The following is an 11,223-nucleotide window of genomic DNA, read 5'->3' on the forward strand; positions in this document are numbered from 1 at the left end:
ATCCCTTCCGTTATTTTTGATTTGAACGACTTGCCACAATCAAGCGGCTGCCACGTATTTCCTGGATCAGGAATTGCCCTGTATGTGCCGTTTCCCCCGGCGCCAGTTCGACATCCCACAACGCCCCGCGATACTTGACCCGCGCCGTATAAGATGCGGAGTTGGCGGCATCCTCGCCAGCACTTTCGGGATGCCAAAGATCGATGTTGATAGTCTGGCCAATATCCAGATTGACATTGCGGTCGCGTGAAGCGCTGACCTTTTCGCGCTTGCCAAACCGACTGCGGCGCAACACCACAGTGCCAGCCACCGCAACCGCGGCAGCCACGACAAATTGCCACTCCAGCCTGACACCAAGCGATCCCGCAAGCGCGCCGGCCAGCATGCCGACCGCCACCATCAACAAATAAAAGGTTCCGGTAAACAGTTCAGCCAACACCAGCACGCCACTTAACAGCAACCATCCCACCCATGCAGTCATGTATTGCTCTCCTGCGATTGATCGTCTCAGTAGTCTAACGCACAATTAAAAATGCGAGCACCAGGCTCGCATTTTTATTGCAAAACAATTAATCAGAGCAGGAAATAATGCCCGCTCCGAGACACTTCCGACAAATTTATTGCGCCGCAGCCAACTTCTGCCAGGTATCGATGACGGTATCCGGATTCAGTGAAATCGATTCGATACCTTGCTTCATCAGCCACTCGGCAAAGTCCGGATGATCGGATGGGCCCTGACCGCAAATACCGACGTACTTGCCCTTGGCGATGCAAGTCGCAATGACTTTACTCAACAACGCCTTGATCGCCGGGTCACGCTCATCAAAGTCCGCCGCCAGCAATTCCATACCGGAGTCACGATCGAGACCGAGTGTCAGCTGGGTCAAATCGTTGGAGCCAATGGAGAAGCCATCGAAATGCTCCAGGAACTCTTCGGCCAGAATCGCGTTTGACGGCACTTCGCACATCATGATGACACGCAAACCGTTCTCGCCACGCACCAGACCATTTTTACCGAGCAAGCCGATGACTTTTTCAGCCTGGCCGAGCGTCCGTACGAACGGCACCATGATCTCGACATTGGTCAGGCCCATGTCTTCGCGCACCCGTTTCATCGCCTGGCATTCCATTTCGAATGCTTCGGCAAAATCGACAGACAAATAACGCGCAGCGCCGCGGAAACCGAGCATCGGATTCTCTTCATCCGGCTCGTAACGTGAGCCGCCGATCAGCTTTTTGTACTCGTTCGACTTGAAGTCGGACAAACGGACAATCACGGTCTTGGGCCAGAATGCGGCGGCGATGGTCGCAATGCCTTCTGCTAACTTATCGACATAAAAAGCCTTGGGCGATGCGTGACCGCGCGCTACCGATTCGACCGCCTTCTTCAGATCGGCGTCGATGTTCGGGTATTCCAGAATCGCCCGTGGGTGAACCCCGATATTGTTGTTGATGATGAATTCCAGACGCGCCAAACCAACGCCGCCATTTGGAATCGACTGGAAGTCGAAAGCCAGTTGCGGGTTACCGACGTTCATCATGATTTTCAACGGCAGCTTTGGCAGTTCGCCACGGGCGACTTCGGTAATTTCGGTTTCCAGCAGACCGTCATAGATCTTGCCTTCGTCGCCTTCAGCGCAGGATACCGTCACAAACGTGCCATCCTTCAGGATATCGGTAGCATCACCGCAACCGACCACGGCCGGCACGCCCAGTTCACGCGCGATAATCGCCGCGTGACAGGTCCGGCCGCCACGGTTGGTGACAATCGCCGCCGCCCGCTTCATTACCGGCTCCCAGTTAGGATCGGTCATGTCGGCCACCAGCACGTCACCGGGTTGCACACGCTCCATGTCGGCAGCGTCATGAATTACCCGTACCGGACCTGCACCAATTTTTTGCCCGATGGCACGGCCGGTCGCCAGCACGTTACTGCTACCTTTCAGCCTGAAACGCTGCTGCGAGTCAGTGGCTTTTTCCTGCGACTTCACGGTTTCCGGACGTGCTTGCAGGATGTACAACTTGCCGTCACGGCCATCCTTGCCCCACTCGATATCCATCGGACGCTCGTAGTGCTTCTCGATGATGGTGGCGTACTTGGCCAGTTCAACGATTTCAGCATCGTTGAGCGAATAGCGATTGCGCAACTCGATAGGCACGTCAACGGTCCGGACCGAACGGCCGGCTTTGGCCTCTCCGGTGAATTCCATCTTGATCAGCTTGGAGCCGATATTGCGACGGATGATAGGCAGCTTGCCTTGTTCCAGCATTGGTTTGTGGACGTAGAATTCGTCCGGATTGACCGCGCCCTGCACCACTGTTTCGCCGAGACCGTAGCTCGACGTAATGAACACCACATCCTTGAAGCCAGACTCGGTATCCAGAGTAAACATGACGCCGGCGGCACCGACGTCGGAGCGCACCATGCGTTGCACACCCGCCGACAAGGCCACTTCAGCGTGAGTGAAGCCTTTATGGACACGATACGAAATCGCACGGTCGTTGTACAACGACGCGAACACATGCTTCATCGCTTCCAGTACGTTATCGATACCGACCACATTCAGGAAAGTCTCCTGTTGGCCGGCGAACGATGCATCCGGCAAGTCTTCAGCAGTTGCCGACGACCGCACCGCGAACGACATCTCGCTGGAAGAATCGGCAACCAGACGCCGATAGAATTCCTGGATTTCCTGCTCCAGACGCGGCTGGAATGGCGTTGCCACGATCCATTCACGAATTTCCGCACCAGCTTGCGCCAATGCCCGCACGTCTTCAATATCCAGCGTTTCAAGACGATCAGCGATGCGCTGTGCCAACGATATGCCACCGTTTGCGCTGTACGCCAGAAAATCACGGAAAGCCTGTGCCGTAGTGGCAAAGCCACCAGGTACCCGGACGCCGGCCGTCGCCAGCTGGCTAATCATTTCACCCAGCGACGCGTTTTTGCCGCCGACGGAATCAACATCCGTCATTCGCAGATTTTCAAAGGGAACGACGTAAGCAGCCCCCTGGGTGGCACCCATCTGTATTGCATTGGACATAACAACCTCTAGTTTGATGATAAGAAATCTATTGCTGCCAATGAAGGCGTACCGCGCATTGGCGCATATTATAAGGCTGAGCCAGTAATTTATGGGAAGTCTGAGTTCCGCAATTCCGATCTAGTTCCGCAAAACCATGGTTTGCTGCCGCTGCTGCTCACGTCTCGTTTGCTTTCAATCAGTCAATAATATTTTGTTTATAGCAACAAATGTGCGAACGAATCACCCAAACCAGAGCAGCCATGCCACACTATCAAGACACAAACACAACAGGACCCTGACATGGATTCAGTATTGAGAGTCGGTCTGATGGGCTACGGCTTCGCGGGAGCCACGTTTCACGCGCCTGTCATCGAAAGTTGCGGCCGCGCGACCATTGCCGCCATCGCCACGGCGCAAACCGAGCGTGCGCAGGCCGATTACCCGCATGCGGCAGTCGTGCCCGATTTCGATGCACTCATCGCGCGCAATGACATCGACTGCATTGTCATCGCCACGCCGAACGACACGCACTTCGACCTCGCGCACAAGGCACTCGCGGCTGGCAAGAATGTGGTCGTCGATAAGCCGGTAACGCTTTCCGCCCGCGACGCCAAAGCACTCGCCGATCTCGCCGCAGAGCATGGCCTGCTGTTCGCGCCCTTTCATAATCGACGCTGGGACGGTGACTTCATGACCGTGCGCGCACTGATCGAAAGCGGACGGCTCGGGCGCGTCACGCACTATGAATCCCATTTCGACCGCTTTCGGCCGAAAGTGCCGCAGCGCTGGCGCGAAGAGGCTTCGCGTGGGGGCGGTCTGTTGTTCGATCTGGGCCCCCATTTGATCGATCAGGCGCTGACGCTGTTCGGTGCGCCACGGACGGTGGCGGCGACGCTCAAGCAGCATCGCGATCAAGCGCAAGCGCCGGACTACGTGCATTTGCAACTCGGTTATCCGGACAAAGAGGTGATCCTCCATGCGAGCGCCCTGGCCGCCTTGGCGCCGCCGCGGTTTGCCGTTCACGGCACGCGCGGCAGCTATGTGAAAACAGGGCTGGATGTGCAGGAGGATCAGTTGAAAGCCGGTCTGCGGCCGGGCGATGAGGGGTTCGGCAAAAATCCCCCCGGATTCTTGTGCGAAGTCGATGGCGATCACGATTTGAGCATGGAATTCGCGACCCACAATGGTGCATATGCCGATTACTATCGGTCGCTTGCGACGTCGATTCTCGACGGCAAACCGTTTCCTGTTACAGCGCAGGATGCCGTCGATGTGATGACCATTATTGATCTCGCGATTCGAAGCAATGCGGAAGGCCGTCGGTTAGCGTTCACGCGGCTTTCTTGAGCGAGTTTTCGTTGCCTCCGAGAACTCGAAACCCGGTCTGTTGATGTTCCGTGCTCGCGATTTGGCTTTTTGTTATTCTTCGCCAAGTTGGGCTTCGATCTACATTTTCGTGACCTTGCCTTGCAATACCGTTCTTTTTTCAAATGCACGCTGGTGCTGCAGGTAGCCAATATTTCACCTGCAAGCCGCCATTTTTTAACAGTTTTCATTCCTAAATACATCATGTCAGAAGCTCCTACGCTCCCACTGCCGACCGCCAATCGCACCGTTTTCTTTGTTTCCGACGGCACCGGCATCACCGCTGAAACGTTCGGTCACTCGGTATTGACGCAGTTCGAACTGCGCTTTAAGCAGGTGCGCCTGCCGTTTGTCGATACACTCGACAAAGCATATGACGCGACGCGCAGGATTAATGAAGCTTTTGCAGCCGATGGCAAATTGCCGATTGTTTTTTCAACACTTGTCAAAGCCAACCTGTCAAAAGTCATCCAGCAGGCCAAGGCAATGCACATGGATTTGATCCAAACCTTTGTTGAGCCGCTGGAAAATGAGTTAGGAATCAAGTCATCCCACACGATCGGACGCAGCCATAACGCTGCCAATTCGGAGGAATACAAGAACCGGATCGAAGCGATCAACTTTTCGCTGGCGCATGACGATGGTCAATCAAACAAGAATCTGGCCGATGCAGACGTCATCCTGGTCGGCGTATCCCGCTCTGGGAAAACGCCAACCAGCTTGTATTTGGCCATGCAATACGGCATTAAGGCAGCGAACTATCCGTTAATTCCAGAGGATTTCGAACGCAACAAACTGCCAACCGGCCTGCGACCATTCAAACAAAAGATTTTTGGCCTGACAATCTTGGCCGAGCGCCTGTCTGAAATCCGTAACGAACGGCGTCCTGGCAGTAAATATGCGGCGCTGGTCAATTGTCGCTATGAAGTCAACGAGGCGGAAGCCATGATGCGGCGCGAAGGAATACGCTGGATGTCGTCCACCACCAAATCGATTGAAGAGATTGCGGCGACGATTTTGCAGGAAATTAAACCGGATTCAGCGACGTATTAAGCCCGCACCAAGAGAAAAGCGGGCAGAACGATAGCCGGTTACGACGCGCCCAAGAAGCGCGAATCAAAGATGGTGAGCCAGTGCAATCGCGCTGGCTCACCGGAACAATTCAGGATTGCATTTGCCGCACTTGTTCAAAAAAGCAGATAGCGGCAGCGGCGGCAACGTTCAATGACTCCATCTCGCCCAGATGCGGAATCACCACTTGCCCGCTGGCCTGCGCCAGTAAATCTTCAGCAACGCCCTGCCCTTCATGACCGAACAACCACGCCACCGGCGCTTTCAGATCGGCTTCAAATATACTTTTTTGCGCATAAGAACTAGTCGCCAGAACCGCTATCCGGGCACCGGCGACAAGCGCCAAAAGATCTGCATTCTCAAAAATCTGCAGTAAAAAATGTGCCCCCATGCCAGCGCGCAACACCTTCGGCGACCATGCGTGGACAGTGCCGGACGAGCAGTAAATCTGTTTGATACCGGCGGCGGCGGCACTCCGCAAAATCGAGCCGAGATTGCCAGGATCCTGCAGATTATCAAGCAAAACCGCAGATTGCGTCATTGCTGCCGGCGCCGCAAATTGTGGCGTATCGATCACAAACAGCAGACCTATACCATGTTCAACCTGGCTAATAACGTTGAACTGCGCATCCGGAAAGGCGACACACTGGACACCGCCGGCTTCGCATCGCGCAATCAGTGCCGCTGCTTCGGCATGTAATAACGCACTCTCGCTGGCAACGCACAGCGCAGGAAAACCGTAGTGCTGCAAATAGGATTCAGCCAGGTGTATCCCATCCAGCAAGGACTTCCCCATCTTGCGCCGCGTTTGCGAGCGGGTGGCCAGCAGTTTCAATTCCTTGTATAAGGCATTGTATGGGGAAGAAATCAGTTTCATGTGTGTAAAAATCGTGTGAGAGCTGCTGCGTTAATTCAATGCCGTACGGAAATTTACCTTGAAAATCGGCGCTGCGAACTATAAAACCGATCGCGTTATCGGCACTAACGTCGCACACCAATTTTAACGGCAAACGGGATTAGCACTCAGGCTGCAGCAGTGCTCGCACTGGTGCATAGGATTTACGATGGACCGGCGATACGCCATGCAGCCGCAGCCGCTCCATGTGCAGCGCGGTCGGATACCCCTTGTGCTGGTCGAAGGCATAATCCGGATATTGTTCATGCAGTACCTGCAAGGCTGCATCGCGCGCGGTTTTGGCGAGTATCGACGCCGCCGAAATCGCCGCCACCTTGTCGTCGCCCTTGACAATCGCCTCGGCCCGTATCGCCATGACCGGACAACGATTGCCGTCAATCAGCGCCAGCGTCGGCAGTTGCGACAAACCTTCGACCGCACGTCGCATTGCCAGCATGGTGGCCTGCAAAATGTTCAGCGTATCGATTTCCTCTTCTGAACATTCGGCAATCGACCAGGCTAACGCACGTTCCTTGATTTGCGCTGCCAACACCTCGCGCCGTTCAGCAGTCAGCTTCTTGGAGTCACGCAAGCCCGGAATGGGGCGCGCCGGATCAAGTATCACCGCAGCAGCGAAAACAGGTCCGGCAAGAGGCCCGCGGCCAGCCTCATCGACGCCGCAAATAATTTCGTCAGCGTAATCGTAGTCAAATAAAGGCAGATTGTTATCAGAGGTTTTCAAGGAGCGGTCTGTACCTGTACGTATAAAAAATTAAAAATCATGTATGTTGCTGCCCAATGATTTTTAACACCACTTGGGCGCTCTCATTAGCAGTGTCGCGCAACAGTGCATGGTGCATGTCGGTAAAGCGCTGGCGCAACATCTCTTGATGCGATACGTTTTGTAATTGCTTCCACAAGGCGTCAGCGAGTGCTTGTGGCGTCGCTGCATGCTGCAGCAATTCCGGCACCAGGAACTCGCGCGCCAGAATATTTGGCAGGCCTATCCACGGCTGGTAGCTCATGTGACGCAAAATTTCCCAGGTGGCGCGCATCATCTTGTACGCGATCACCATCGGCTTTTTATACAATGCGACTTCTAGCGATGCCGTGCCGGACGCCACCAATACGGCATCCGCGGCAGCCATCGCGGTATGCGATTGACCATCAAGCAATTGGATCTCAACATCCTGCAAGCCGGCTTCTTTCACCAGTTCGATAAACAGGTGACGCTGCTTGTGGCCTGCCATCGGTGCGATGAAACGCACATTCGGATCACGCTGCGCCAGCAATTTGGCGGCGCCGACAAAACCAACGGTGTTGTACTTTAATTCCGACATGCGGCTGCCGGGCATGATCGCCACCACTGTGCCGCTGGCCGGCAAGCCAAGTGCGGCACGTGCTGCTGCGACGTCAGGCACCATGGGAATCACTTGCGCCAGCGGATGGCCGACGTAAGTTGCGGGAATCCCTGCCTTGCGATAAATCTCTTCCTCGAACGGGAATACCACCAGCATGTGCGAGCCGGAGCGCGCGATTTTCTTGATGCGTCCGCCGCGCCAGGCCCAAATCGACGGACCAATAAAATGGACAGTGGGAATGCCGGCGTGATTCAGTTGCGTTTCGAGCCCAAAATTAAAATCAGGGGCGTCGACGCCAATAAAAATATTCGGCTTTTCAATCAGCAGACGATCGCGCAAGGCGAGCTGAATACCCTTGAGTTCACGATAATGCGCAAGCACTTCGAACAAGCCATTTACCGCCAGCTTATCCATCGCCCAATGACTGACAAAACCATATTCAGCCATCTTCGGGCCGCCAATGCCATACATATCGGCATCCGGCAGGTGCGGCCGCAAACCCGATAGCAAACGGCTCGCCAGCAGATCGCCGGAAGTCTCCCCGGCCACCATCGCGACGGAAATATTCGATGTTGTAGACACGTCAGCGGATAATGCCACGGCTGGATGAGGCGATAAAGTCGCGCATCAGGCGCAGATATTCCGCCGAATCGGGTGACTTGATTTCTTCAGCGGCGAGTGCTGCTTTGGCGTCATCCAATGGCAAACCGGAACGGTAAATCATTTTGTAGGCACGCTTGATCGTCATGATTTGCGCACTGCTAAAACCGCGTCGCTTCAGGCCTTCGCTATTAATCCCGGCAGGAACGGCACGATTGCCGGCGGCCGTCACAAACGGCGGGATATCCTGACTTACCGCAGCCGTGAAGGCGGTCATTGCGTGAGGGCCGATGCGGCAAAATTGATGTACCGTGGTAAAACCACCGAGCAACACCCAATCGCCCACATGCACGTGCCCTGCCAGCGTTGCATTGTTCGCAATAGTCGTATGACTACCGATCTGACAGTCATGCGCTACGTGTACGTAAGCCATGATCCAGTTGTCATTGCCAAGTCGCGTCACGCCGACATCCTGGGCCGTGCCCAGATTTAGCGTAACGAACTCACGGATGGTATTGCCGTCGCCGATCTCCAGGCGGGTTGGTTCGCCAGCGTATTTTTTGTCCTGTGGGGCAGCGCCGATCGAACCAAACTGGAAAAATGTGTTGTCGCGGCCAATGCTGGTATGACCCTCGATCACGACATGCGGACCAACCTTGGTACCGGCGCCGATAGTAACGTGAGGACCAATGATCGAGTAGGCACCGACTTCGACCGAGTTGTCAAGCACCGCATTCGGATCAACAACGGCAGTAGGATGAATTCGGGTCATCGCAAATCACACAGATGGATTAGTCGGAGCCGGGGCATCCGCCGCAGGCGCAGGCGTTACTGCATGGCGCATGGTGCACATGAATTCCGCTTCGACCGCCAGTTCGCCATCCACGCTGGCAACGGCTTTGTACTTCCAGATGCCGCGCACGACACGCACAATTTCGACTTCCAGCTTGATCTGATCGCCAGGTTCGACCGGGCGACGGAAACGCGCCTTGTCGATACCCAGAAAATACACCACGGTATTTTCATCCGGCTTGCGTCCCTCGGTCAAAAACGACAGCAGCGCCGCGGTTTGAGCCAGCGCCTCTATCGTCAACACGCCGGGCATGACCGGCTTGTTCGGAAAATGGCCGTTAAAGAACTCTTCGTTGATCGTGACGTTCTTGATCGCGGTGATCGTTTTGCCGCTTTCCCAGCCCAACACCCGGTCAACCAGCAGTAGCGGATAGCGATGCGGCAAATATTCTTTGATCTGACTGATATCGAGACCATTGTTAAGACTGTTCATTATTTTTTTCTGTAAGCTGTTTGATTGATTTTTCCAGAGCCCGGATTTTCTCACGCATGCTGCTCAAATTACGCACCAGCGCCGCAGATTTTTCCCAATCGCCATGTTTGGCAATCGGATAAAAACCTGTGTATTGGCCTGGTTCGAGAATAGAGCGTAGCGCCAGCGTACCGGCCGAGACATGCACATGATCGACGATCGTGATGTGACCATGGATCATGGCGGCGCCACCGATCGAGCAATATTTCCCAATCCTGGCGCTACCAGCGATTCCTGCACAAGCGGCAATCGCGGTGTGCGCACCGATATGGCAATTGTGGGCAATCTGAATCTGATTATCCAGTTTGACACCCTCTTCAATGACGGTATCAGCTAGCGCGCCGCGGTCAATAGTCGTGTTTGCGCCAATTTCAACATCATCGCCTATCAGTACCCGACCGGTTTGCGGAATCTTGATCCAGGCTCCGCCTTCGTTAGCGAAGCCAAAACCATCAGCCCCTATTACGACACCGGAATGGACGATACCGCGCTGGCCAATTTCGCAGGCTGCGTAAATCGTGACGTGCGCGTGTAAATGCGTCATCGCGCCTATCTTTACAGCGCGACCAATCACGCATCCGGCCTCGATACAAGCATGTTCGCCAACCACCGCCTCCGCCTCGATCACGACATTGGCGCCAATATGCGCCGTAGCCGCAATGCGCGCGGATGGATCAACCGTGGCAGCAGGATGAATGCCAGGGACCACCAATGGCGCGTTCAGCGCCGCAAAAAATTGCGCCGTTCGCGCAAAATAAGCGTAAGGATTGCTGGTAACTATACGCGCGCCCTGATAGCTTGCGCTGACCACAGCGTCATCTGCAGGCGACAAGATGATTGCCGCTGCCTGGCTTTGGGTTGCCTGAGATCGAAACTTGGGATTGGAGAGAAAGGTAACCTGTGTCGCCGTTGCATCGTTCAACGGCGCGATGCCGGATACCTGGATATCCGCATCGCCTATTAACTGGCCGCCCAAGCTTTCGACCAGTTGTTTCAGCCGAGTGCTCATTGTGGCCTTATGTGTAGTTACTTGTTGAGTGCTTTCAGCACTTTATCGGTAATATCGATACGCTTGCTGGCGTAAACAGCATCCTGAAAGACGATGTCGTAATTTTCAGCGTCAGCAATTTGCTTGATCACCTTGTTGGTGCGCTCCAGCACAACCGCCAACTCTTCGTTACGACGTTGATTCAGATCTTCGCGGAACTCGCGTTGCTTACGCTGAAAATCCTTGTCCAGATCGGCCAGCTCGCGTTGACGTTTCAGACGCTCGGACTCCGGGATCACGGCAGAATCCTTATCCAGTTTGTCAGCCATGCCTTTCAGACGCGCTGCCAAGTCCTGCAAGTCCTTGTCGCGCTTGGAAAATTCCGCCTGGATTTTGGCATCCGCAGCCTTGGCTGGCGCCGCTTCACGGAAAATACGCTCGTTGCTGACGAAAGCGATTTTCGAACCCTCTTGTGCATGAACTGCTGCAACCGAGGTCAGGCAAAGGGCCAGAACCGCAACCGACTTCAGCGAGGTGAATGATTTAGTAAGAGACTTCAAAGCCGTTCTCCGCTATTCAAATTGAGCATTATG

General features: G+C 54.7%; 11 protein-coding genes. 2 read left to right on the plus strand and 9 right to left on the minus strand.

Annotation, left to right across the window (positions count from 1 at the left end; translation table 11 throughout):
• Positions 1–10: 10 nt before the first annotated feature.
• Together AC3CHX_RS20170 and ppsA are read right to left on the minus strand one after the other, a co-directional pair.
• Positions 11–481: an NfeD family protein gene (locus AC3CHX_RS20170; RefSeq protein ID WP_488629792.1), complete on the minus strand. Its 471-nt coding sequence runs from the start codon at positions 479–481 to the stop codon at positions 11–13.
• Positions 482–617: 136 nt separating this feature from the next.
• Positions 618–3,026: a phosphoenolpyruvate synthase gene (gene ppsA, locus AC3CHX_RS20175; RefSeq protein ID WP_488644878.1), complete on the minus strand. Its 2,409-nt coding sequence runs from the start codon at positions 3,024–3,026 to the stop codon at positions 618–620.
• 300 nt (positions 3,027–3,326) lie between these two features.
• Between ppsA and AC3CHX_RS20180 the strand changes: the two genes are divergently transcribed.
• The gene (locus AC3CHX_RS20180) at positions 3,327–4,373 is read left to right on the plus strand and encodes an oxidoreductase (RefSeq protein WP_488629793.1); all 1,047 of its coding nucleotides are present in this window, start codon (positions 3,327–3,329) and stop codon (positions 4,371–4,373) included.
• 222 nt (positions 4,374–4,595) lie between these two features.
• Positions 4,596–5,444: a posphoenolpyruvate synthetase regulatory kinase/phosphorylase PpsR gene (gene ppsR, locus AC3CHX_RS20185; protein ID WP_488629794.1), complete on the plus strand. Its 849-nt coding sequence runs from the start codon at positions 4,596–4,598 to the stop codon at positions 5,442–5,444.
• A 109-nt stretch (positions 5,445–5,553) separates the two neighbouring features.
• Here the strand turns inward: ppsR and AC3CHX_RS20190 are convergent, their stop codons facing one another.
• The 7 genes from AC3CHX_RS20190 to AC3CHX_RS20220 all read right to left on the minus strand — a co-directional run bounded on the left by AC3CHX_RS20190 (position 5,554) and on the right by AC3CHX_RS20220 (position 11,190).
• The gene (locus tag AC3CHX_RS20190; protein ID WP_488629795.1) at positions 5,554–6,339 is read right to left on the minus strand and encodes a TrmH family RNA methyltransferase; all 786 of its coding nucleotides are present in this window, start codon (positions 6,337–6,339) and stop codon (positions 5,554–5,556) included.
• Between the two features lie 139 nt (positions 6,340–6,478).
• Positions 6,479–7,099: a ribonuclease HII gene (gene rnhB / locus AC3CHX_RS20195; RefSeq protein ID WP_488629796.1), complete on the minus strand. Its 621-nt coding sequence runs from the start codon at positions 7,097–7,099 to the stop codon at positions 6,479–6,481.
• 37 nt (positions 7,100–7,136) lie between these two features.
• Positions 7,137–8,300 carry a lipid-A-disaccharide synthase gene (gene lpxB, locus AC3CHX_RS20200; protein ID WP_488629797.1) on the minus strand — a complete coding sequence of 388 codons (1,164 nt, stop codon included), beginning with the start codon at positions 8,298–8,300 and terminating at the stop codon, positions 7,137–7,139.
• A gap of 1 nt (position 8,301) precedes the next feature.
• The gene (lpxA, locus tag AC3CHX_RS20205; RefSeq protein WP_488629798.1) at positions 8,302–9,090 is read right to left on the minus strand and encodes an acyl-ACP--UDP-N-acetylglucosamine O-acyltransferase; all 789 of its coding nucleotides are present in this window, start codon (positions 9,088–9,090) and stop codon (positions 8,302–8,304) included.
• A gap of 6 nt (positions 9,091–9,096) precedes the next feature.
• Positions 9,097–9,603: a 3-hydroxyacyl-ACP dehydratase FabZ gene (fabZ, locus tag AC3CHX_RS20210; protein WP_488629799.1), complete on the minus strand. Its 507-nt coding sequence runs from the start codon at positions 9,601–9,603 to the stop codon at positions 9,097–9,099.
• Positions 9,590–10,651: a UDP-3-O-(3-hydroxymyristoyl)glucosamine N-acyltransferase gene (gene lpxD / locus AC3CHX_RS20215; protein WP_488629800.1), complete on the minus strand. Its 1,062-nt coding sequence runs from the start codon at positions 10,649–10,651 to the stop codon at positions 9,590–9,592. The genes fabZ and lpxD overlap by 14 nt, the downstream gene beginning before the upstream one ends.
• Positions 10,652–10,668: 17 nt before the next feature.
• Positions 10,669–11,190, minus strand: a complete 522-nt coding sequence (locus AC3CHX_RS20220; RefSeq protein ID WP_488629801.1) for an OmpH/Skp family outer membrane protein — start codon at positions 11,188–11,190, stop codon at positions 10,669–10,671.
• Positions 11,191–11,223: the final 33 nt, after the last annotated feature.

Source organism: Glaciimonas sp. OK215 (assembly GCF_057787885.1).

Excerpts from the sequence above, each read along its gene's own strand:
- AC3CHX_RS20170 (WP_488629792.1), bottom strand. The coding sequence starts at position 481 with ATGACTGCATGGGTGGGATGGTTGCTGTTAAGTGGCGTGCTGGTGTTG.
- AC3CHX_RS20190 (WP_488629795.1), bottom strand. The coding sequence starts at position 6,339 with ATGAAACTGATTTCTTCCCCATACAATGCCTTATACAAGGAATTGAAA.
- ppsA (WP_488644878.1), bottom strand. The coding sequence starts at position 3,026 with ATGGGTGCCACCCAGGGGGCTGCTTACGTCGTTCCCTTTGAAAATCTG.
- fabZ (WP_488629799.1), bottom strand. The coding sequence starts at position 9,603 with ATGAACAGTCTTAACAATGGTCTCGATATCAGTCAGATCAAAGAATAT.
- lpxA (WP_488629798.1), bottom strand. The coding sequence starts at position 9,090 with ATGACCCGAATTCATCCTACTGCCGTTGTTGATCCGAATGCGGTGCTT.
- AC3CHX_RS20180 (WP_488629793.1), top strand. The coding sequence starts at position 3,327 with ATGGATTCAGTATTGAGAGTCGGTCTGATGGGCTACGGCTTCGCGGGA.
- ppsR (WP_488629794.1), top strand. The coding sequence starts at position 4,596 with ATGTCAGAAGCTCCTACGCTCCCACTGCCGACCGCCAATCGCACCGTT.
- lpxD (WP_488629800.1), bottom strand. The coding sequence starts at position 10,651 with ATGAGCACTCGGCTGAAACAACTGGTCGAAAGCTTGGGCGGCCAGTTA.